Source organism: Herbihabitans rhizosphaerae, assembly GCF_004216555.1.
GTDB classification, from domain to species: domain Bacteria; phylum Actinomycetota; class Actinomycetes; order Mycobacteriales; family Pseudonocardiaceae; genus Herbihabitans; species Herbihabitans rhizosphaerae.
Genome location: NZ_SGWQ01000003.1, coordinates 130,914 through 152,978 on the forward strand (window position 1 = coordinate 130,914; position 22,065 = coordinate 152,978).

The window sequence follows — 22,065 nt, forward strand, 5'->3', positions numbered from 1 at the left end:
CGTCGCAAATGGACTGTCCTATGTGGACAAAGAAAGGCGGATGCTGTTGTCGTCAGCTGGACATGTACATGCGACGACATGCCGCCGCGGTCCGCCTGCACTGGTCGATGACGCGCCTGCTGGTCAGCAGTCCCATCGTGATTCCTCCATCGACCCTGGCGTTAGCACCTGCCCCACTGTGGGGTGGTTGCTGCGGCGTCTCGGAGCCAGGTCTCTCGGCCGCTCGGGATGGATGCACAACGAGTAGAACCGATAGGGGTCGCCGAAATCAAGCAGTGGCTCCGCATTTGAGGTCCAACGTCCGGCACATCACACCTCAGGCCTAACACCCCTTACCCCGTGTGCTCGGCCGCTTCCGCTATCCGGACGAACGCGCTTACGTCGAGCCGCTCCCCCCGCGCCCCGGGGTCGACCCCGGCGGCGGTGAGCACTCTCGTGGCGGCGTCCCCGGAACCCGCCCACGACGTCAGCGCTGCTCGGAGGGTCTTCCTGCGCTGCGCGAAGGCGGCGTCCACCACGGCGAAAACCCGCCGGCGGTCGACCGTGGCGCTCGGCGGATCGTGCCGGGTGAATGCCACCAGGGCGGAGTCCACGTTGGGCACGGGCCAGAACACCGTCCTGGACACGGTGGCCACTCGCCTGGCGGTGGCGTACCAGGCGATCTTGACGCTGGGCACCCCGTAGACCTTGCCGCCCGGTCCGGCCGCCATCCGGTCGGCGACCTCCGCCTGCACCATGACCAGCCCGTGCCGCAGCGTGGGCAGCTCGGCGAGCAGGTGCAGCACGACCGGCACGGCCACGTTGTACGGCAGGTTCGCCACCAGCGCGGTGGGTGCCGGATCGAGGTCGGCCGCCGCGATCCGCATGGCGTCGGCGGTGTGCGTGACGAGCCGGTCAACCAGTCCCGGCGCATGCTCAGCAACCGTGGTGGGCAGTCGGCCGGCGAGCACCGGGTCGATCTCCACCGCGTGCACGGTGCGGCACCGCCCCAGCAGGGCCAGCGTCAACGAGCCGAGGCCCGGCCCCACCTCCAACACCACGTCGTCGGCGTCCAGCGCCGCCGTGGCCGCGATCCGCCGCACGGTGTTCGCGTCGTGCACGAAGTTCTGCCCGAGCTTCTTCGTCGGCCGCACACCCAACTCACCGGCCAGCGAACGCACCTCAGCCGGCCCCAGAAGAGACACGCCCTCCCACCCGGCCGAGGATTCGCTGCGCACCCACCGAGCCTATTCGGCCCACCTACCCGACGGCCCACCTACCCAACTTCACGCAGCCGGGTGTGTTGACCGCACCGAGCGCAAACCACGCCGATGTCGCCCTCATTGTCGAGGGCGGTCGCCCCTACGACGCCGGAAGGACAGCGGGCGAGGAACGAGCCCGCTGTCGTGGAGGTGGCGTGACTGGACCACCCACGAAACCCAGCCACCCACCTCGCGGCCCTCAACCACCCAAGCAAAACAACCACAGGCCGTCGGCGAAGCCGACTCGGCGACCTTGCCCTCGATAAACTATCCCGAAAGCCCGAGCTTGCTGGAGCAGCCGGGCCAGGCGCTGTAGCCGCCACGCTGGTCGCGCACCTTGGTGGCGATGGCGATCTGCTGCTCGCGGCTGGCCTGGTGCGGCAGCGCCGCGTACTGGGTGCCGCCGTTGGCCTTCCAGGTGCGCGAGTCGAACTGCAGGCCGCCGTAGTAGCCGTTGCCGGTGTTGATCGACCAGTTGCCGCCGGCCTCGCACTTGGCCAGCCGGTCCCAGACCGCGCCGTCGGTGACCGCGGGCTGCGGCGGCTTCTTGGTGCCCTTCTTGATCACGCGCGGGAGCGGAGCCTTGGTCTCCTTCTCGTGGAGCTGCTCGCGCTTGGTCTCCTTGCCGTCCTTGACGGTGATCCGGTAGGTGACCATCTTCTCGCCGGCCGCGCCCTCGTGCTCGACGATCTCCTTGCCCTTGTCCAGGGCCGGGTCGTCGACGAACCGCACGGGCGGGGCGATCTGCTCGGCACGGTTGATCACGGTCACGCCGGTGCGGCTGATCCGCACCTCCGCGCCGTCGCCAAGCCTGGAGTCGGCGCCGGGGTTGATCGCGTCCTGCGCGCCGACCGTGAGGCCCAGCTCGGTGAGCAGCTCCTGGATGTTCACCGAGGTGGTGGACAGCTGCCTCGGGGCGTTCCCGCCGTCGTACAGCGTGACGTTCTTCAACGTCTTGACCGCGATCGACATGCCCTCCAGCGGCACGGCCTTGTCGCCGGCCTCGGAGACCCACGCGCCGGGCGCGGGCGTCATGCCGAGCTGCTGGAGCGCGTCGCTCACGGTGCGCGCACGGACCCAGCCCTCGCGCTGCACGCCGTCGACGCTCAGCTTCACCATGCGGCCCTTCTGGACCACGATCCGGCTGCCGTCACCCACACCCGCGGACAGGGACGGGGACAGCGAGTCGTGCTGGCCGGTCTTCACGCCGGCCTTGTCCAGCACCTCGCCGACGGTGTCGGAGTAGGTGCTGACCTCGGTGGTCTGGCCGTCGACCTCGACGGTGACCGACTTGTTCATCGCGATCGCCGCGGCGCCGCCGCCGATCAGCGAGACCAGGATCGCGGCGATCACGCCACGCAGCGCCGTGCGCTTCCAGGTGCGGACGACCTCGCCGATCCCGGAGCGCTTCTTCTGCTCCTCCGGCAGCACCTGCGGCTCGACGGCCGGGGCGAGCGACCGGTCGGCGGTGAAGTCGTCCGGCAGGTAGTCCGGGATGACCGGCAGGACCGTGGTCTCGGCGTTGATCAGCCGGATGAGCTCGTCGACGTCCAGGTCGGCCGAGGCCATCAGCTCGTCGGCCTGCGGGCCGAGTGCGACGCGGACGTCGTGCGGCGTGACGCTCAGCGAGTCCGAGTAGTCGCCGTCCGGGTCCTGCATGGGGAACTCGGTCAGCCACTCCGTCGGCCGGTCCAGCGTCGCGACGGCCGTGGGGGCGGCCGATGGCGCGGCGAACCAGTCGATGGGCGTCAGGTGCTCGGTCGCCGGATCGGGCATAAAGGGGTCCCGATTACCGCTTCCAGCAGTCACAGGGTCGATACCTCCGGTACAGCGCGAAGTCTCACTCGCGGGCGTCGGCCGCCGTGGGGCGGCCGCTTCCGTTCAGCTCAGCGACAAGGTCCCTGACCTCAACTCCTCGCACGCGCGGGCGCGACTCTCACGCTCCGTGTGTTCCGACATTCCGTAGCCAGTCATTCCCTCGACCCCGACTTGCACTGACCGGCTCCGGCTCGCACCCATGATCGCTGATCACTGGGTACGGTCACGGGACAGTAACGGTGCTCGAGGGGTTGCGCAAACACATCCGGCAATGTCGTGACCTCCATCACAACCCGCCGGAGCAACCGTGTCGCCCGATCGTCCTACTGATCACCGCGCGCGTCCGCCAATGTCACTCGAGGTCACTGTTTTAAGCCTGAAAACACGATCGGCGTTGGCCTGCACGGCCGCCGCCAATTCGACTTCGTTCTCGCCTCTGACCTGGGCGAGATCGCGAAGGGTATACGCCGCGCAGTACGGCTCGTTGGGCCGCCCCCGGTACGGATGAGGCGTCAGGAACGGCGCGTCGGTCTCCACCAGAATCTGGTAACTGGGAACCAGACTCGCCGCCTCCCGGAGTGTCGTGGCGTTCCGAAAGGTCACGGTCCCGGCGAAGGACAGCACGTATCCGGCGTCCACGCAGCGGCGCGCGAACTCCGCGTCACCGGAGAAGCAGTGGAACACCACGGTCTCCGGCGCGCCCTCCTCGTCGAGAATGCGCGCGATGTCCTCGTGCGCGTCCCGGTCGTGGATCATCAGCGGTTTGCCGATGCGCTTGGCCAGGTCGATGTGCCAGCGGAACGCCTCCTGCTGGGCGTCCGGTGGCGAGTAGTCCCAGTAGTAATCGAGGCCCGTCTCGCCGACCGCCACGACGCGCTCGCCGGCCGCCAGCTCCTCCAGGACGGCCTTCTCGGTGTCACCGAAGGTCGACGTGCGGGTCGGGTGCAGCGCCACCGCGGCGAACACCCGGTCGTCCCAAGTGGACGCCTCGGCGGCCCACCGCGCGGAGTCGAGATCGTCTGCGACCGTGATCACCCGGGTCACGCCGACCGACTCGGCGCGATCGACCACAGTGGACACACCGGCGGAATCCTTGGCACCACAGGCATCCAGGTGCGTGTGAGCGTCCACGATGGACACTTCGAGCGGCTCGGGGAGCGGCGGCCGCTCGCCTTTGCGTGGCGTCACTTCTGGACGGGAGCCCACTCGGGGCCGGTCTCGCCGAGCTTCGGGTCGAGCTTGGCGAACAGCGGTGTGGGCTTCTCCAGTGGCCGCCCCACCTCGATGTCCACCGACTCCCAGCACGCCTGCTCGCCGGCGTAGTCGCCGGTGATGATCGGGTACTCCCGGTCCGGCACGTCCAGGTCGCTCACCTCGGTGATCTCCGGCTGCGCGGCCCACACGCCCTTGCCGCCCAGCGCCTCGTGCACCTTCTGCGCGGCGTGCGGCAGGAACGGCGTGAGCAGGGTATTCGCGTCCGACACCACCTGCAGCGCGGTGTGTAGCACGGTGTCCCGGCGCGCCGGGTCGTCCTTGAGCTTCCACGGCTCCATGTCGGAGATGTACTTGTTGGCCGCCGACACCACGCGCATCGCCTCGCTGATCCCGGCACGGAACCGGGACCGCCGCAGGTTGTCACCCACCGTGTCGAAAGCCTTGCGCGCCAACGACTTCAGCTCCTCGTCGGCCGCCGTCGGGGCGGTCGGCGCCGGCACGGCACCCACGTTCTTGTGCGCCATCGAGATCGACCGGTTGACCAGGTTGCCCCACTCGTTGGCCAGCTCAAAGTTGGTCCGGCGGACGAACTCCTCCCAGGTGAAATCCACGTCCTGGGTCTCGGGTCCGGCCGCCGCGATGAAGTACCGCAGCGCGTCCGGCCCGAACTCGTCGAGGAACTGATTCAGGTAGATCACAGTGCCGCGCGAGGTGGAGAACTTCGACCCGCTCATGGTGAGGAACTCGCTCGACGCGATCTCGGTCGGCAGGTTCAGCCGGCCGTACGGGCCCGGCTCGCCGCCCTTGTCACCCGCGCCGTTGTGGCCGAGCAGCACGGCCGGCCAGATCTGGGCGTGGAAGGTGATGTTGTCCTTGCCCATGAACTGCACGATCTGTGCGGCCGGGTCGTTCCACCAAATCTGCCACGCGTCCGGGTCACCGGAACGGCGAGCCCACTCGACGGTCGCCGAGAAGTACCCGATCACCGCGTCGAACCACACGTAGAACCGCTTGAGCGACTGGTCGCGCCAGCCGTCCAGCGGGATCTTCACGCCCCAGTCCAGGTCGCGGGTGATCGGCCGCGGCCGCATGTCGTCGACCAGGTTCTTGGTGAAGTTGAGAACGTTGGGCCGCCAGTCGGTCTTGGTGGACAGCCAGTCGCCGAGCGTCCGCGCGAACGCCGGCAGATCGAGGAACAGGTGCTCGGTCTCGATGAACTTCGGAGTCTCGCCGTTGATCCGCGACTTGGGGTTGATCAGCTCGGCGGCGTCGAGCTGATTGCCGCAGTTGTCGCACTGGTCACCACGCGCGCCGTCGTAGCCGCAGATCGGGCAGGTGCCCTCGATGTAGCGGTCCGGCAAGGTGCGGCCGGTGGACGGGCTGACCGCTCCGGTCGTGCTCTTGGGTATCACGTATCCGTTGCGGTACAAGGCAAGGAAGACCTGCTGCACCACATTGGCGTGGTTGCCGGTGGTGGTTCGGGTGTACAGGTCGTAGGTCACGCCGAGCCCGCGCAGGTCCTCCGCGATCACCCGGTGATACTTGTCCGCGGTCTGCTGCGGCGTGAGCCCTTCCTTGTCCGCCTGAACCAGGATCGGTGTGCCGTGCTCGTCGCTTCCGGACACCATGAGCACCCGGTTGCCCGCCATCCGCATGTACCGCGCGTAAAGGTCGGACGGGACACCGATACCGGAAACGTGACCGATGTGTCGGGGGCCATTGGCATACGGCCAGGCCACTGCGGTCAACACGGGGTTGCTCATGTCGGCTTACCCTACGGACGGCCACCCGCCGAAGGCGATCGGGTTAGCTCTGTACCCGTGCTCGTCCCGGGTGTAGGCATGAGGAATGACGCAGTCACGGCGCAGGTTTCTCGCGGCCTCGGCGGCGGCGGGCGGAGTGTCCCTGGTCGGCGTGGAGAAGGCCGTCGCCGAGCAGGACCGGCCCCGGCTCACCCAGCACCCCGATCGCGAACTGCGAAGCATTCTGCGTGAGGTGGACCAGTGCGACATCGAGGCGATCGTGCGCAAGCTGGTGTCCTTCGGCACCCGGCACACCCTGTCCAGCCAGGACGATCCGCGTCGCGGTATCGGAGCCGCGCGGGACTGGATCCACGCCGAGCTGACCCGCTACGCCGAGCCGTCCGAGGGCCGGATGACCGTCGAGACGCAGTCCTACATCCAGCCGCCCGCCGACCGGATCCCGGTGCCGACGAAGATCAGCAACGTACTGGCCACGCTGCGCGGATCGGCCTCGCCCGAACGGGTCTACGTCGTGTCCGGCCACTACGACTCGCGGGTCTCCGACGTCATGAACGCGACCAGCGACTCGCCTGGCGCCGACGACGACGCCTCGGGTGTGGCCGTGGCGATGGAGCTGGCGCGGGTCATGGCGCGCCGCAAGCCCGAGGCGACGATCGTGTTCGCCGCGGTCGCCGGGGAGGAACAGGGTCTCTACGGCGCGCGACACATGGCCAAGGTGTACAAGGCGGCCGGGACCGACGTGCAGGCCATGTTCACCAACGACATCGTGGGCAGTTGCACCGCCGACGACGGCACCCGGGATCCGCGCACGGTCCGCCTGTTCGCCGAGGGCGTGCCCACGTCGGAGACGCCGGACGAGGCGGCGATCCGCCGTTCGGTCGGCGGCGAGAACGACTCGCCGTCGCGGCAACTCGCGAGGTTCGTGCGGGAGGTGGCCGACAACTCGGCGACCGAGACGAACGTGCGGGTGATCTACCGGCGGGACCGCTACCTGCGCGGCGGCGACCACATCGGGTTCCTGGAGCAGGGCTACCCGGCCGCGCGGTTCACCGAGCCGCACGAGGACTTCGCGCACCAGCACCAGGACGTGCGGGTGCAGGACGGCAAGCAGTACGGCGACCTGGTCGAGTTCTGCGACTTCCCCTACATCACCAAGGTGGCCAAGGTGAACGCGGCGGCGCTGTGGTCGCTCGCGGCCGCGCCCGGCACGCCGAAGGGCGCGCGGATCCGCACCGACACGTTGACCAACGAGACGGATCTGGTGTGGCAGAAGGGAACCGAGCCCGATCTGGCCGGCTACGAGGTCCTCTGGCGGGAGACCACCGATTCCGAGTGGACACACGTGATCGAGGTCGGGGGCGTCACCACCGCGCACGTCGACCTGTCCAAGGACAACGTGTTCTTCGGCGTGCGCGCGGTCGACCGGGACGGCCACCGCGGCCCGGTCGCCTTCCCGACGCCGTTGCGCTGACCCGGGTAGCGTCTCGCCGAGACGATCGGGCTGTCCGGGAGGCGAAGGGTGTCGGCGACGCGGCTGATGGTGCTGGGCGTGGTGCGCATGGCCGGCAAGGCGAACGGCTACCAGGTGCGCCGCGAGCTGCTGAGCTGGGCGGCGGACCGTTGGGGCAACGTCAAGCAGGGCTCGATCTACCACGCGCTGCGGTCCTCGGCGCGCGACGGACTGCTGGACAAGGTCGCCGAGTTCGAGACCGACGGCCAGACGCAGTACCAGATCACCGAGCACGGTGATCTGGAGTTCCTGCGGCTGCTGTCCGAGGCGCTGTCCTCCTCGCGGGACGACGTGCACGCGCTGGCCGAGCTGAACGCGGCGATCGTGTTTCTCACCGCACTGCCGAGGGCGCGGGCGATCAGCCTGCTCGAGCACCGGGCGACTCAGCTCGACGGCTCGCTGGCCACGATCAGGCACCTGCTCGAGCACGCCGAGGAGTGGGGTCAGCCGGAGCACGTGCGCGAGTTGTACCTGCTGTGGGAGAGCCAGAACGCGACCAACCTGGAGTGGACGCGCGGCCTGATCGAGCGGCTGGAGCGCGGCGAGTACGTGATGGCCGACGACGGCCCCTCGTTCGGCTCGCCCGTCACACCCGCAGACTCCGGCGATGCTCCCGATTCGTCGCGATGAGCGCGTCGAGCGCGTCCCGGGTGCGGATGAGGTCGGCGATGTGCTCGGACAACCGGTCGCGTTCCCGCGTCATTCGCTCCAGCGCGGCGTCGGAGGTCTCCTCGCTGGGCGACTCGACGCAGGGCAACACTTCCGAGACGGTGCCGCTGGACAGGCCGGCGGCGTACATCCGCTGGATGAACCTGACCCGCTCGATCTTGTCCGCCGTGTAGTGCCGCTGCCCGCTGGCGCTTCGGTCGCTGGTGAGCAGCCCCTGCTCCTCGTAGTAGCGCAGGGACCGGACGCTGACTCCGGTCTGTGCCGCCAACTCCCCGATACGCATGCCGTGCTCCCGCCTATGACCTGAGGCACACATCTTTGCCTCTGACGTCAATGTCAGGTTTTAGCGTAGCCGCAGGACCGAAACCGGTCACCCGCGGAGCAGACGAGGAGCCTGGCATGACAACCCTGTTCGACAGCTACCGACTCGGCGACCTGGCCCTGCCGAACCGGGTGGTGATGGCCCCGATGACTCGGGTCCGCGCCGCACCCGGCGGCCTGGCCACACCGTCGATGGCGAGCTATTACGCGCAACGGGCGACGGCCGGGCTGATCGTGAGCGAGGGGGCGCAGCCGAGCCTGATCGGCCAGTCCAATCCGGGTACGCCGGGCCTGTACACCGAGGAGCAGGTCACCGCGTGGCGCCCGGTGACCGCGGCCGTGCACGCCAACGGCGGGCGCATCTTCGCCCAGCTCATGCACGGCGGACGGGTCTCACATCCCGACACGACGGGCCTGCGCCCGGTTGGTCCGTCGGCCGTGCCCGCCGCCGGCGAGGTGTTCACCCCGGCCGGACCTCGGCCCGCACCGACCCCGCGCGCCCTGGACACGAGTGAGGTGCCCGAGCACGCTCGGTCCTACGCCGTCGCCGCCCGGCACGCCATCGATGCCGGTTTCGACGGCGTGGAACTGCACGGCGCCAACGGCTATCTGATCTCGCAGTTCCTTTCCTCCAACGCCAATCTGCGCACGGACCGCTATGGCGGCTCGGTGCGCAACCGGATCCGGTTCGCCGTCGACGCGGTGTCCGCCACCGTCGATGCCGTCGGCGCGGCCAGGACCGGCATTCGCCTTTCGCCGGGCGCGTCGTTCTGGGGCGTCGCCGAGACCGACAGCCTCCAGCTCTACACCGCGCTGCTGAACGAGCTGGCTCCGCTCCGGCTGGCCTACGTCCATCTCGAAGCCACCGTCGACGAGCAGGTGCTGGTCGACCTGCGCCGCGCGTGGCCGGGAACCCTGATCATGAACCCGACACTTCCGTTGGGGCCCAAGCAGACCGGACGTGCCGAGGCCGATCACTGGCTCGAACTGGGCGCGGACCTGATCAGCTTCGGCCGCGCGTTCATCGCCAACCCGGACCTTGTCGAACGACTGCGCAACACACTGCCGATCGCGCCGGTCGACGAGGCCACCTACTACCAGGGCGGCGACGCGGGTTATCTGACCTACCCCGCGTATCAGTACTCGACGTGAATTCGGATAGTCAAACTTGACTATTCCGGCGAGCCTGGGCCAGACTGGGCTCGACCGGATGGTCAAACTTGACTACATCGAGGGGTCCACATGATCAAGGCACGCGGTCTGGCGCGGCGGTTCTCCGCCCGCGGCCGCACCGTTGACGCCGTGCGCGGAGTCGACATCGACGTGGCCGACGGCGAGCTCGTCGGCTTCCTCGGCCCGAACGGCGCCGGCAAGACCACCACGCTGCGCATGCTCACGACGCTGCTGCGCCCCACCGCGGGCGAGGCCAGCGTCGGCGGGTGCGACCTGCTGGCCGACCCGGTCGGGGTGCGCCGCAACATCGGCTACGTCGCCCAGGGCGGCGGCACCGGGCCGGGGTTCACGGTGGCCGAGGAGATCGAGTTGCAGGGCCGGCTGTACGGCATGTCGGTGCCCGCGGTGCGGGCGCGGATCGCCGAGCTGGCCGAACGGCTGGATCTGGCCGGCATGGAAAAGCGTTACGCCGCAACACTTTCCGGTGGTCAGCGCCGGCGGCTGGACGTCGCGCTCGGGCTCGTGCACACGCCGAGGCTGGTGTTCCTGGACGAGCCGACGACCGGCCTGGACCCGCAGAGCCGGGCGAACCTGTGGGAGCACATCCGGGCACTGCGCGCCGAGCACGGCGTGACGGTCTTCCTCACCACGCACTATCTCGACGAGGCCGACTCGCTGTGCGACCGGATTCTGGTGATCGACAACGGCGAGATCGTCGCCGAGGGATCGCCGGACTCGTTGAAGGAGCGGGTTTCCGGCGACGCGGCGTCGATCGTGGTGCCCGCGGGATCAGTGGGGGCCGCCGCCGAGATCGCCGGCCGGCTGCCCGGCGCGCACGATGTGTCCACAGTGGACACGACGGTCCGGTTCCGCGTTCCGCGCGGCGACACCGCGATGCCAGAACTGTTGCGAGCACTGGATTCCGAGGGTATCACGATGACCGCGATGCAGGTGCACCGGCCGACCCTGGACGACGTGTTCCTCACCCTCACCGGGCGAACACTGCGCGACGCGGAGCGGAAGGAGCCGGCCGATGTGGCGTGACACGTGGCTGATCTTCAAGCGGGACATGACAAGCGCGCGTCGCAACATGGCCTGGATCGGGATCGGCATCATGCAGCCGCTGCTGTACATGTTCCTGTTCGGGCCGCTGCTGGAGCCGGTCATCAAGCACACGCCGGGGTTCCCGCCCGGTGACGCGTGGACCGTGCTGACGCCCGCGCTGATCATCCAGCTCGGCCTGTTCAGCAGCTCGTTCGCGGGGTTCGGGTTGCTCGCCGACTATCGCAGCGGCGTGGTCGAGCGGATGCGCGTCACCCCGGCGAGCCGGATGGCGCTGCTGCTCGGCAAGGTGCTGACCAACGCCGTGATGATGCTGTTCCAGGCGGTGCTGATCATCGTGCTGGCGCTGGTGGTGTTCGACCTGGACGCGCCGCTTGGCGGGGTGCTGCTGAGCCTGCTCATCGCGGGGCTGCTGGCGATCGCCCTCGCGTCGATGTCGTTCGGGCTGGCGCTGCGGATCAAGAGCGAGGAGGCGTTCCCGGCGATCCTGCAGGCGGTGCTGATCCCGGTGCTGCTGCTGTCCGGGATCATCATGCCGATCACCACCGGGCTCGCACCGGACTGGCTGTACGCGGTGTCCCGGATCAACCCGTTCACACACGTGGTGGACGCGAACCGGGCGGTGTTCCGCGGCGACTTCGCGATGGACGCGCTGTTCACCGGGAGCGTGGTGCTGCTGGTGATGGCGGTGCTGGCCGTGTGGTGGGGCGCGCGGACATTCCAGCGGGAGAACGCCTGAGCTGGTAAAGCCGACCCCGGCGCAAATCACGCTGAGGTCGGCCGAGAAAGTCGAGGGCGACCGCCGCCACGCCGAAGGCGTCTCGGCGACCACCCACGAAACACGCAGCCCACCAACCCGGCAGATGACCACCCACGCAACGTCACCACAGGCCTTTCAGCGAAGCCGAACCAGCGGCGGCCTTGCCCTCGATATAGAAGAAGCCCTCCACGCGATCGCGTGGAGGGCTTCTTCGAGGCGTTCGTCAGATCACGCGGACGCCGGTGGCCTGCGGGCCCTTCTGGCCCTGGCCGACCTCGAACTCGACCCGCTGGTTCTCTTCGAGGGTGCGGAAACCCTTGCCCTCGATCTCCGAGTAGTGCACGAAGACGTCGGCGCCGCCGTCGTCCTGCGCGATGAAGCCGAAGCCCTTCTCGGAGTTGAACCACTTCACGGTGCCCTGAGCCATACCCATGTCTCCTCGACAGTGTCCTTCAACGAGCGCGCCTTGTGCGCGTTCGTAGCCGTTCACAGACGGCGATTTCCGCGGCTGACCTGGAGGAAACCGATACGCCCGCATCGTTTTGCGATGCGTGGGTTAAGCACGAACACAAAAACAACGACCGCCGCATATCTAACCACCAACCGGGCCGGATCGCACCCCTCCCAAGCGTGATCAACCGGGGGGTGTGGGGCTCGGTCCCGGCCGCGGATTCGGCCGCGGGGGCTCCCGCACCAGGGTGCCGACATCGTTGGCCTCGCTGTAACGCTGGGCGAAGCCGTGCGAGCGCTCGGTCATATTCCCGTAGCCCTCGAAGCGCGAGTCGTCCCGCAACCAGGCCTTGATCAGCTTGTCGTCGGCCGCGTAGGCGGTGTACGCCTTCTCGTCGTCGATCCCGTAGGTCTCCTTGAGGTGACGCAGGTTCGCGGCGGCCAGGTTGATCGCGAGCGAGTCACTGCTGGCGACCCTGCGCATGGCCTCATCCGGCGTCACCTTCTCGCCGTAGTACTTCTCCAACAGCTTCGCCGCGGTCTGCCCCTGCATCTGGCCGATCCCGACCGAGCTGCCGGCCGCGCCGTTCTTCTCCAGTTCGCGGAGCAGCCCGCCCGCGTTCCATTTCGTTCTGCCCTCGCCCTCCTGAATGAGGAGCGCGGCGAGTACCTTCGGATTGATGCCGTACTTCTTGGCGGCCGCGATGATTTCCGGACCGTACGGCTCGAGAAAGCTGCCCTTTCCGGTGACCGACAGTTTCCACGCACCGGCATTCCACGCACCGCCGATACTGGTGTGCGTTGGCTGGTTGAAATCGTGCTTGTCGTTCCCCAGATTGCCGCGCAAAGCCCATGCGGCCGTCTGGTCGACCTCGGACACCGCACGCAGCACGTGGTTGATGCGGGTTTTGATCGCCTCGATCGCGTGCCGTTCGTCGGCCGCCACCTTGTCCTTGAGCGCATGCGCGTCCGCCGGGCCGTTCCCGAGCTTGGTCTGCCCTCTCCAGGTGGACTTGTCGTTGATGTCGAACGGAAACTTCGCGGTGATGTTGCCGGCCATGTCGACCTTCAGGCCCTTCGCCGGGGCCTCGTGGTCGGCGATCCGATAGAGCGCGTCCTGGTTCTCCTTGATCCTCGCGTGCGCCTCGTTGAGGATCCGGTGAATTCCGCGCGCCTGCTTCACGGCGTCACCGAATTCCTTCGTCGTCTCCCCGATGAACGATTGCGCGCTCTGCGCGGCCTTGCCGCCCCACCGCGAATCCGTGATCGGCTTGCCGACCGAACTTTTCATCTCGGAACCGAGTGACTCCAGTTTCCCGGCGACTTGATTCCATTCGTCCACGGCCTGCTTCAGCCCGTGCACCGGCGCGTGGTAGAGATTTTCGTAACTGAGCACGTCGCCGCCCCCTATTCGAAGTGCTGGGAAATCTGGGCCATGGACATCTCGTTGCGGTCCTCGACCATGCGGTATCCCTTGGCGTTGGCCGCCAGGCTCTGCTCGATCTTGTGACACGCCTGGTGCAGCGTGGTGATCTGCGAGTACCAGGTCTCGGCGGTGCCCTTGAGCGCGCCACCGAGCTGGAAGTTCTCGCCGCTGAGCAGGCCCGCGGCCGACTGGCTGGTGTCGTCGGGAATCCGGCCGTCCTTGCCGAGCCGGTCCATCATGCCGGCCGCCGCCTTGGACGCGCGGGTCAGCGCCGCCGGGTCGACGTTGTAGCCGTTGGCCGGCTCACCGCCGCCGGCACCCGAGGGGCGGGTGCCGCCGGCCGGAGCGGGATCGCCAGGTTTCCCGTTCGCGTCGTAGCGCGACGGGTTGAGCGCCCGATCGATGTTTCCCATACCGGCATCGTGATCAGCCACGAGCGCTCGCGCGCGTGTTGTACGGAATTGGACAGAATTGGCCGCCCGCACGGACATCAGCAGGTCAGGTCGGGATTCGCGGTACGCTGAACCGTGCACGACCAATGACTGGGGACGCACGCATGGATGGCCGCACGGACGGCGCACAGCCAGACCCGGGTACGGCGTCGACACCGGCCGAGTTCGTCGAGGCACTGAAGGCGCTGCGGCTGTGGGCCGGCCAGCCGTCGTTGCGCCGCCTGTCCAGCCTGGCCGGGACGACCACCACACCGGACGGCGACGAGGTGGCGGCACTGCCGCCCAGCACCGCCTCGCACGTGCTGACCGGCAAGACCCTGCCGCGCCTGCCGAAGCTGACCTTCGTCGAGGCGTTCGTCACCGGCTGCCTGTCCGCCTGCGGTGAGTCCACCCAGCGGGTTCGCGATCAGGTGCACCGCTGGCAGAACGCCTGGCGAGCCCTGCACGAGCCGCCGCGCGAGAACGGCGAGGCCGCGCACGGACTGGACGTGCACCGGCAGCTCCCCCGCGACATCGGCGAGTTCACCGGCCGGGAAGCCGAGCTCGACCGCGTGCTCGCCTTCGCGGGCGAGGCGGAGCGGGACGACGCCGACGCCGTCGTGGTCGTCGCGATCGAGGGCATGGCGGGCGTCGGCAAGACCCGGTTCATGGTGCGCGCCGCACACCAACTGACCCGCGCGGGACGATTCGAGGAGATCCAGCTGTGGGCGGACCTGCGCGGGTTCGACCCGAATCAGGGGCCGGCGGATCCGGCCGTCGTGCTGGAGACCTTCCTGCGGCAACTCGGCGTGCGCGGGTCCGACATCCCGATCGACCTCGCCGAGCGCGCGACCCTCTACCGCGACCGCCTCGACAACCGGAAAGCCTTGGTACTGCTGGACAACGCGGCCAACGAGGAGCAGGTGCTGCCGCTGCTGCCCGGTGCGGCCGGCTGCCTGGTCATGATCACCACACGGCACAGCATGTCGGGGCTCGACGGCGTGCAGCGGATCCCGATCGAGGTGTTCGCCCCCGGTGAGTCGGTCAGGCTGCTCGGCACGATCGCCGGCCCGGAGCGGGTCGACGCCGATCTCGCCGGCGCGCGGCGCGTCGCCGATCTGTGCGGCCATCTCCCGATCATGGTGGCACTGGCCGCGCGACAACTGCGGACCAGAACCGCGTGGACCGTCCGCGATCTGTCCGAGCGGCTCACGGTTCTGGAGGAGGGCAGCTCACCGGCGATGGCACGGCTGGAACTGTCGTACCGGAACCTGCCGCCCGCGCTGCGGCGCGTGTTCCGCTTTCTCAGCCGGCACCCCGGCACCGACTTCACCCCCCGATCCGCTGCCGCGCTGGTCCGCCGTCCGGTCGCCGAGACCGAATCGGCGCTGGAGACGCTGCTCGACGAGCACCTGCTCCAGCAGGAGACCGTCGGCCGGTACCGCTTCCACGACCTGCTGCGGCGGCTCGGCCACGACATGACCGAGGCCGAGGACACGCCGCAACGGCAGCGGAAGGCCTTGTACGACTGCGTGACCTGGTATCTGCACACGGCCGACGCCGCCTGGCAGGCCCTCGAGCCGCGCCGCCGCAGGACCTTCGACCTGGTCCGGTACGTCGGGGCGGCACCGGTACCGACCTTCGCCAGTTACGCGGACGCGCTGACCTGGTGCGAGGACGAGCGCGCCAACCTCGTGGCGGCGGCGCGGGCCGCGGCCGACGCCGATCTGACCGACGCCGCGTGGCAGTTGCCCGCCGTGCTGATGCGCTTCTTCTATCTGCGCAGCCACTGGACCGACTGGCTGGACACGCACCGCGTCGCGCTCGACGTCGCGCGGTCCGCAGGCAATCGCCGCGCCGAGGCCAAGATCCTCAACGGACTGGGTGTCGCCCACGGTGATCTGCACGAGTTCGGCGACGCGATCGAATGCTGCCAGCAGGCCGCGGACCTCTACGGGGAACTAGGGGATGTCTACGGCCAGGCGTGGTGCCTGAACAACCTGGGCGTGACCAACGTCGATCTTGAGCGGCCGGCCGGCGCGGTCGACTACTTCCTGCGCGCACTGGAGCTGTTCCGGCGCTGCGCGGATACGCAGGGCGAGGCGATCTGCCTCAACAATCTCGGCGACGGCTACCGCAGGCTCGGCCGGCCGGACAAGGCCATCGAACTGCTGGAGCAGGCGCTCACGCTGCAAGAACGCACTGATCAGCGCTACACCCTGGGCACACTGGGCGATCTGTACCGGGACACCGAGCGGCACGCGGAGGCCGTCGACCACTACCAGCGCGCGCTCGCCGCGCACCAGTCGGTCGGTGACCGGCGTGCGGCGGGCCGGACTCGGGCCAGCCTCGGCACCACCCTGGCGGCCATGGGGCAGGACGATCTGGCGCGCGAGCACCTCGACCAGGCGCTGGCCACCTTCGAGGAGCTGGGCGATCCCGACGGCGACGCGGTCCGCACCCTGTCGGTGCGGTGAGCCTCAGCTCGACGTCAGCCCGCCGAGGACGGTCCCGAGCCGTTCCCGCGCCTCGTTGTCCTTGGCCGTGTTGGTCTTCGCGCTCTGGTCGATGTTCCATGCCGTCCACGCCGTCTGGTCGACCAGCGTGGTCAGTTCTTTCCACCAGGTGTGACCGCATTCCCGCAACGCGGCGGCGGAATTCCAGCCCGGATGCGCGCCGGCGGCCTCGTTCCCGCTGTCGAAAAGCGTGCCGATGGTGTTCTTCGCCTTGTCCGCGTCGGCGCGGAGATTTTGAGCCGTCTGCCGAACGCCGTTCGCGTCCATTTTGATATCCGGTGGTGGCATGACCTAACTCCAACCCTTGGGGCGGACAACGATGACCTTGTCGTTCGTACCGTCGCGAATCTCGGTCGTCGGCAGGCGATCGTCCAGATTGATGTTCGCGTGGTTCGCGTTGTGTTGGGTGACCATGAGCCCGCCGTCCGGGGTGACCGCCGTGACGACCGAGCTGTGATGAATACTCTCTGGCCTCGGCACTTTCTGATCCTCCAGGTACACGATGTCGCCGGGACGCGCCTGGCTGACGGGTACCGTCTGCCCGCCGTTCTTGATCAGGAAGTCGTGCTGATTACTGGCCGCACCCCACGAAGGGGTGTGTAATTGCTGGTTGGCTTCCTTGTCAATTCCCATGCCGTCCGGAAGCCATCTCTGGTAATCCTCATTCCAGTTGTCGTTCTCACGCATACCGCCGCCTTCCCGCAACACATGCGAGACGAAGTTCGTGCAGTTGTCCATGCCCGGCACGTCACCGGTCGATTTCGTTCCGTTCTTCTCCGCCCAGCGAATCATTTCGATCCGATTCAGTCCGTCGTTGCCGATCAGTCGCTGCCGGACGTCCTGTGGAGTTCCCTTCATGTCGTGCAGCTCGACCGGCGCGGCCCGCATGTATTCGTTCTGCTGGGCCGGGGTCAGCGAATTCCACCACGCCGCCTGTGTCGCGGGATCGGCGTTGAGCGGCATCGTCTGCTTGATCATCTTGACGACGGAGTGCGCGGACCGCTTCACCGGCTCGTTCAGGGTCTGGTCGGCCAACTCCTGCTGCGTCAGCGTCTTGGTGATGCCGGCGGGCTGGATCAACCTTCTGAGGCTGGCCGCCGCCTCGTTGTCGATCTTGGTGGCGTCGTTGACCGCGTCCCAGATAAGCCAGCCGGCCCGCTTGGCCTGTTCCGCCGCCCGCGGGTCTCTCGCGTCCGGTGGGACCGCCACCTTGCCGTCGCCGTCGACCTTGAGGCCGGCCTTGGTGGCGAAGTCGACCGCGGAGACGAGGTTCTGCCTGGCCATCTCCAGCGCGTCGGCGAGCCCGTCGAGCGTGGTCACCACGCCCCGGACGGTCATGCCCGCTGCCTGGAAGTCCTGTCCGATCTTCCGGCAGTGGGCACGGGCCTTCTCTCCGAGCGCGTCCTCCCAGTTCTTCGCCAGCTCTTTCCCACCGCGCTCGTAGAGGGCCTCCGACGCGGCCTCCGCCTCCTTGGCGAGCTTGAGCCAGTCGTCGGCCGCGTCGGCGAACTTGTCCGGCTTCACGTCCCTGAGCTGCTGATAGGTGACCATGCCCGAAATGGTCGCCGGTCAGCGAACGCCGTCGCGGCCGTTGGACAAGATTGGACAGGATTGGACGCCCGCTACGTGTTCACGGACGCCAGACCGGCCTCCGGGTAGCGCTCGCCGGCGATCTCCGCCGCCGGCACGGCCTCGGCGATCTCGTCCAGCAGTCCGCGGGTGAGCGTGATCGACGCGGACGCCGCGTTCTCCTCCAGGTAGCGCACCCGCTTGGTGCCCGGGATCGGCACCACGTGCTCTCCCCGCGTCAACAGCCACGCCAGCGCCACCTGCACCGGCGTCGCGCCGATCCGGTCGGCGATCTCCCGGACGCGGTCGGCCAGCACCACGTTGCGCCGCAGGTTCTCCCGCTCGAACCACGGCAGCGATCGCCGGAAGTCGTTGTCCGCCAACGCTTCCACGTCCCGCACCGTACCGGTGAACAATCCGCGCCCGACCGGCGAGTACGGCACCACGCCCACGCCCAACTCCGCGCAGGTCGGCAGCAGCTCGGTCTCCAGATCACGCGCGAACAGCGAGTACTCGCTCTGCAGCGCCGCGATCGGGTGCGCCGCGTGCGCACGTCGCAGCGTCTGCGCACGCACCTCGGACAGCCCGATGTGCCGGATCTTGCCCTGCTCGACCAGCTCCGCCAGCGCGCCGACGGTGTCCTCGATCGGCACGTCCGGGTTGCGCCGGTGCAGGTAGTACAGGTCGATCGTGTCCACGTCCAGCCGGCGCAGCGACGCCTCGACCGCCCGGCGCGCGTAGGCCGGCGACGAGTCCACGGTCAGCTCGGCCGTCGCCAGGTCCACCCCGGTGATGCCGAACTTGGTCGCCAGCACCACCTCGTCCCTGCGGCCCTTGATCGCCTTGCCCAGCAGCTCCTCGTTGTGCCCGTCGCCGTACACGTCCGCGGTGTCCACAAAGGACACACCGAGATCGAGCGCGCGCCGCACGGTCCGCACCGACTCCTCGGTGTCCGCCGGCCCGTACACGTTGGACATCCCCATGCAGCCGAGCCCGATCGCGGACACTTCGAGCCCGCCGAGTGTGCGCTTGTCCATCAGAGTCCCTCCGTCGTTTCTTCCCACGACGACGACTCAACCCGCTGGAGCGCGCTCCAGGTCAAGTGAGCGCGGACTTGAAGAAGAACACGTTGTACGGCCCCCACTGCGACATCGTGAAGTACATCGCCGGCCCGTCCGCCGAACGCGGGTGCAGAAAGCTGCCGTACAGCCCCGGGTATTCCGCACCGGTCAGTACCGTCGCCGGCTCGCTCCACCGCCCGGTCAGCTCGCCGGCCGTGCGCAACACGATCTCCGCGCGCTCCTCGTCCTGGTACAACGCGAGCCATTGACCGAAGTGCGAGTTGTACACGATGGACAGTTCGCCGACCGGTCCCGGCAGCACCGGCACGGCGTCGAACTCGTTGCCACGCGACCATTCCCGGCCGTTCCAGTACTCGTAGGCGCGCGCGTCCAGGATCTCCGGCGGCGTGACCCGCGCCAGATACGCCGGCCCGAACCGACCGTTCGTGGTGCCAACGAGGTACACGTACGCCTCGTCGTGTGCGAACGCGCAGATCTGGAACGGGTGATCGCCTTCCGCACGGTTGATCCAGGTCGCCGACCGCGGCTTGGACCAGGTACGGCCGCCGTTGGAGGACACCGCGAGCCCGGCGTAGTTGGTCCTCCAGTGGCCGGGCTCGTTCCACTTGCGCACGGACATGTAGTGCAGGAAGTGCCGGCCGTCCACGAAGATCCCGGAGTTGGGGATCACCGTCACCTCGTCGCGCCTGCGGTCGCGCGCCAGGATCTGCCCGGCCATGCCGTCCCTGCGGGTGATCACCTCGTCGAACAGCAGGCCGCCGTCCAACTCGGTGGTCGTGGACACGGCGAGCACGTTGCACCGCCAGTCCGCCCGGCCGGGCCGCCACCGTGGCCGCCCCAGCCCGTGCCGAACGTGTCGCCGAACACCACGAACACCCGGCCGGCGTCGTCGTCCCACATCGCGCCGAGATCGGTGGCCACGATGCCGAACCGCCGGCCCGTCTCGTTGATCGACTCGTCGCCGGTCACCTGGGCCAGCCGCGTCGTGCCGGTCACCCGCACCATGGGTCGACCGTAGGTGGCGCGGGCGGTCAGCGCTCGATCGACGTGGGCAGCGGGTGGTCCGGCTCCAGCGCCGGCAGGCCGTCGATGCTCTTCGCGTTCACGCCCGCGACGCGCTCGGCCCACTCGTCCGCGGTGCGCCGCTCCTGGTGCTTGTCCAGCACGGGCCGCTCGTCGACCAGTTCCATGTACGGCACGCCGTAGCCGCACGAGTCGGCGATCCGCTCCACGTCAACCACGATGATCGACCTCAGGCCGGGGTGCTGGAGCCCGAAGTGCGGCCGCAGCCGGTCGAACTCCTCGCTGTCCGGGCGCACCACCCGCCCGGTGCCGAACAGCCGCAGGATGTTGGAGTTGCGGGTGAACGAGCAGAACATGATCGTGATCCGGCCGTTCTGCCGCACGTGCGCGATCGTCTCCGCGCCGCTGCCGAACAGATCCAGATAGGCGAACGTGTGGTCGTCGATCACCGCGAACGAGTCGGTGTACCCCTTGGGCGACACGTTCACGTGCCCGCCTTCGTCCGGCGCGGTGGCCACGAAGAACATGGGCTGCTTGGCGATGAACTCGCGAAGCCGGTCGTCGATGCGCTCATGCAGCTTCCCCACACCCGCCACGCTACCGTGCGATAGGCCGGGAAAAGCGAAGCGTGAGAAGAGGAACACGGTCCATGGCGCACCCGCACAACACCGCAGAGGCCGCCGCGCGGATGAACGAGCCGATCATCGAGGAGTTCCGCGCGAACAGAGGCAAGGTCGGCGGCCGGTTCGCCGACGCGCGGATGATCCTGCTGACCACGACGGGCGCGCGCAGCGGGCAGCGCCGCACCACGCCGATGGTCTACTTCCCGGACGGCGACCGGCTGCTGGTGGTCGCCTCGAACGCGGGTGCGACGCGGCACCCGTCGTGGTTCCACAACGTGCTGGCGAACCCGGATGTCACGGTGGAGACCGGCGAGGAGACCTACGAGGCGACCGCCACCCCGCTGGACGCCGGCGAGCGGGAGGTCGCCTGGGCCCGGATCACCAGCGAGGTTCCCGGATTCACCGTCTACCAGGAGCGGACCGACCGGACGATTCCGGTGGTGGGGCTGCGCCGGGCGGGCTGATCACGTCCGGCGCGCGACCGCGGCGTCGTAGAGCGCCTTCTTGCTCGCGCCCGACTCGGCGGCCACGGCGGCCGCGGCCTGCTTGAGCCGCTCGCCGCCCTCGACCCGCTCCTCCACCTCGCGCACCAGCTCGGTCAGATCGGCGGTGTCCGGAGCGGGCGCGCCGGCCAGCACGACGGTGATCTCCCCGCGCGGGCCGCCGGTGGCCCACTCGGCGAGTTCCGCGAGGGTGCCGCGGCGAACCTCCTCGTGCGTCTTGGTCAACTCGCGGCACACCGCCGCCCGCCGCTCGGCGCCGATCACCTCGGCCGCGTCGGCCAGGGTGGCCGCGATGCGGTGCGTCGACTCGAAGAACACGACGGTGCGCCGCTCGCCGGCCAGCTCGGTCAGCCAGCGCCGGCGCTCGCCCTGCTTGCGCGGCGGGAAACCGTCGAAGCAGAACCGGTCGCACGGCAGGCCGGACAGCGCGAGCGCGGTGGTCACCGCCGACGGGCCGGGCAGGCACGTGACCGGCAGGTCCTCGGCGACACAGGCGGCGACCAGCCGGTAGCCGGGGTCGGACACGCTGGGCATGCCGGCGTCGGTGATCAGCACGACCGTCTGGCCGGATCGGATCGCCTCGAGGAGCCCGCCCAGCCGCGCGGTCTCCACCGCGTCGTAGAAGCTGACCATCCGGCCGGTCGGCGTCACGTCGAGCCCGGCGGCGAGCGCACGGGCGCGGCGGGTGTCCTCGGCGGCGATCACGTCCGCCGTGCGCAGCGCCTCGACCAGCCTCGGCGACGCGTCGCGCCAGTCGCCGAGTGGGGTGGCGGCGAGCACCAGTCGCCCATCGTCGTCATTCACCAGCACACCGTACGGCCGGCTCGACATCGTCATGGAAGCACTAAACCGCCAATCCGAACACACATCGCACACCGATCCGCCTACGATCCTCCTCCGTGAGTCTGCT

22 protein-coding genes and 1 riboswitch are annotated in these 22,065 nt (G+C 68.8%); of the genes, 7 read left to right on the forward strand and 15 right to left on the reverse strand.

All coding sequences use genetic code 11. From position 1 onward, the window contains the following. Window positions 1–143: 143 nt before the first annotated feature. Window positions 144–235, reverse strand: a riboswitch (SAM riboswitch). A gap of 97 nt (window positions 236–332) precedes the next feature. The 4 genes from rsmA to metG all read right to left on the reverse strand — a co-directional run bounded on the left by rsmA (window position 333) and on the right by metG (window position 6,037). After that, window positions 333–1,217 (reverse strand): 16S rRNA (adenine(1518)-N(6)/adenine(1519)-N(6))-dimethyltransferase RsmA, encoded by an 885-nt coding sequence (gene rsmA, locus EV193_RS10240; protein WP_242613270.1) that lies wholly within the window; start codon window positions 1,215–1,217, stop codon window positions 333–335. A gap of 291 nt (window positions 1,218–1,508) precedes the next feature. After that, the gene (locus EV193_RS10245) at window positions 1,509–3,017 is read right to left on the reverse strand and encodes a resuscitation-promoting factor (RefSeq protein ID WP_242613271.1); all 1,509 of its coding nucleotides are present in this window, start codon (window positions 3,015–3,017) and stop codon (window positions 1,509–1,511) included. 372 nt (window positions 3,018–3,389) lie between these two features. Continuing rightward, entirely contained in the window at window positions 3,390–4,247 is an 858-nt protein-coding gene (locus EV193_RS10250; RefSeq protein ID WP_130343820.1) for a TatD family hydrolase, read from the reverse strand. Next, a complete protein-coding gene (gene metG / locus EV193_RS10255) occupies window positions 4,244–6,037 on the reverse strand; it encodes a methionine--tRNA ligase (protein ID WP_130343821.1) in 1,794 nt (597 codons plus the stop codon). The genes EV193_RS10250 and metG overlap by 4 nt, the downstream gene beginning before the upstream one ends. Before the next feature lie 85 nt (window positions 6,038–6,122). Between metG and EV193_RS10260 the strand changes: the two genes are divergently transcribed. Continuing rightward, window positions 6,123–7,508 (forward strand): M20/M25/M40 family metallo-hydrolase, encoded by a 1,386-nt coding sequence (locus tag EV193_RS10260; RefSeq protein WP_130343822.1) that lies wholly within the window; start codon window positions 6,123–6,125, stop codon window positions 7,506–7,508. Between the two features lie 48 nt (window positions 7,509–7,556). Beyond that, a complete protein-coding gene (locus EV193_RS10265) occupies window positions 7,557–8,177 on the forward strand; it encodes a PadR family transcriptional regulator (RefSeq protein ID WP_130343823.1) in 621 nt (206 codons plus the stop codon). On the opposite strand, the gene EV193_RS10270 is transcribed toward EV193_RS10265, so the two are convergent. Beyond that, the gene (locus EV193_RS10270) at window positions 8,134–8,499 is read right to left on the reverse strand and encodes a MerR family transcriptional regulator (RefSeq protein ID WP_130343824.1); all 366 of its coding nucleotides are present in this window, start codon (window positions 8,497–8,499) and stop codon (window positions 8,134–8,136) included. The two genes, EV193_RS10265 and EV193_RS10270, sit on opposite strands and share 44 nt — an antisense overlap. A 116-nt stretch (window positions 8,500–8,615) precedes the next feature. Here EV193_RS10270 and EV193_RS10275 point away from each other — a divergent pair, with 116 nt between their 5' ends. The 3 genes from EV193_RS10275 to EV193_RS10285 all read left to right on the forward strand — a co-directional run bounded on the left by EV193_RS10275 (window position 8,616) and on the right by EV193_RS10285 (window position 11,511). Further along, window positions 8,616–9,689 carry an alkene reductase gene (locus EV193_RS10275; protein WP_130343825.1) on the forward strand — a complete coding sequence of 358 codons (1,074 nt, stop codon included), beginning with the start codon at window positions 8,616–8,618 and terminating at the stop codon, window positions 9,687–9,689. A gap of 90 nt (window positions 9,690–9,779) precedes the next feature. After that, entirely contained in the window at window positions 9,780–10,754 is a 975-nt protein-coding gene (locus tag EV193_RS10280; RefSeq protein ID WP_130343826.1) for an ATP-binding cassette domain-containing protein, read from the forward strand. Then, entirely contained in the window at window positions 10,744–11,511 is a 768-nt protein-coding gene (locus EV193_RS10285) for an ABC transporter permease (RefSeq protein WP_130343827.1), read from the forward strand. Before EV193_RS10280 ends, EV193_RS10285 begins: the two co-directional genes overlap by 11 nt. 244 nt (window positions 11,512–11,755) lie before the next feature. On the opposite strand, the gene EV193_RS10290 is transcribed toward EV193_RS10285, so the two are convergent. From EV193_RS10290 to EV193_RS10300, 3 genes are all read right to left on the reverse strand, one after another. Next, window positions 11,756–11,959 (reverse strand): cold-shock protein, encoded by a 204-nt coding sequence (locus EV193_RS10290; RefSeq protein WP_130343828.1) that lies wholly within the window; start codon window positions 11,957–11,959, stop codon window positions 11,756–11,758. Window positions 11,960–12,166: 207 nt separating this feature from the next. Then, on the reverse strand, window positions 12,167–13,378 hold the full coding sequence (locus tag EV193_RS10295) for a transglycosylase SLT domain-containing protein (RefSeq protein WP_130343829.1): 1,212 nt from the start codon (window positions 13,376–13,378) through the stop codon (window positions 12,167–12,169). Window positions 13,379–13,389: 11 nt separating this feature from the next. After that, window positions 13,390–13,821: a hypothetical protein gene (locus tag EV193_RS10300; RefSeq protein ID WP_130343830.1), complete on the reverse strand. Its 432-nt coding sequence runs from the start codon at window positions 13,819–13,821 to the stop codon at window positions 13,390–13,392. 143 nt (window positions 13,822–13,964) lie between these two features. Between EV193_RS10300 and EV193_RS10305 the strand changes: the two genes are divergently transcribed. After that, window positions 13,965–16,316, forward strand: a complete 2,352-nt coding sequence (locus EV193_RS10305) for a tetratricopeptide repeat protein (RefSeq protein ID WP_165401313.1) — start codon at window positions 13,965–13,967, stop codon at window positions 16,314–16,316. Between the two features lie 3 nt (window positions 16,317–16,319). Here the strand turns inward: EV193_RS10305 and EV193_RS10310 are convergent, their stop codons facing one another. The 6 genes from EV193_RS10310 to EV193_RS10330 form a co-directional block, all read right to left on the reverse strand. Beyond that, window positions 16,320–16,643 (reverse strand): hypothetical protein, encoded by a 324-nt coding sequence (locus EV193_RS10310; protein ID WP_130343832.1) that lies wholly within the window; start codon window positions 16,641–16,643, stop codon window positions 16,320–16,322. Between the two features lie 3 nt (window positions 16,644–16,646). After that, window positions 16,647–17,906, reverse strand: coding sequence for an amidase domain-containing protein (locus tag EV193_RS10315; protein WP_130343833.1), 1,260 nt, complete (start codon window positions 17,904–17,906; stop codon window positions 16,647–16,649). A gap of 71 nt (window positions 17,907–17,977) precedes the next feature. Further along, complete coding sequence (locus tag EV193_RS10320; RefSeq protein WP_130343834.1) at window positions 17,978–18,961, reverse strand: aldo/keto reductase; 984 nt, start codon at window positions 18,959–18,961, stop codon at window positions 17,978–17,980. Window positions 18,962–19,022: 61 nt separating this feature from the next. Then, entirely contained in the window at window positions 19,023–19,790 is a 768-nt protein-coding gene (locus EV193_RS10325) for a DUF4185 domain-containing protein (RefSeq protein WP_341273151.1), read from the reverse strand. Further along, entirely contained in the window at window positions 19,742–20,011 is a 270-nt protein-coding gene (locus tag EV193_RS34550; protein WP_341273152.1) for a DUF4185 domain-containing protein, read from the reverse strand. The genes EV193_RS10325 and EV193_RS34550 overlap by 49 nt, the downstream gene beginning before the upstream one ends. A 26-nt stretch (window positions 20,012–20,037) precedes the next feature. After that, window positions 20,038–20,616, reverse strand: coding sequence for a pyridoxamine 5'-phosphate oxidase family protein (locus EV193_RS10330; protein ID WP_130343835.1), 579 nt, complete (start codon window positions 20,614–20,616; stop codon window positions 20,038–20,040). 62 nt (window positions 20,617–20,678) lie between these two features. Between EV193_RS10330 and EV193_RS10335 the strand changes: the two genes are divergently transcribed. Further along, the gene (locus EV193_RS10335; protein ID WP_242613272.1) at window positions 20,679–21,116 is read left to right on the forward strand and encodes a nitroreductase family deazaflavin-dependent oxidoreductase; all 438 of its coding nucleotides are present in this window, start codon (window positions 20,679–20,681) and stop codon (window positions 21,114–21,116) included. Here EV193_RS10335 and rsmI read toward each other — a convergent pair whose 3' ends face one another. Beyond that, window positions 21,117–21,959 carry a 16S rRNA (cytidine(1402)-2'-O)-methyltransferase gene (rsmI, locus tag EV193_RS10340; RefSeq protein WP_242613273.1) on the reverse strand — a complete coding sequence of 281 codons (843 nt, stop codon included), beginning with the start codon at window positions 21,957–21,959 and terminating at the stop codon, window positions 21,117–21,119. Window positions 21,960–22,065 lie beyond the last annotated feature (106 nt).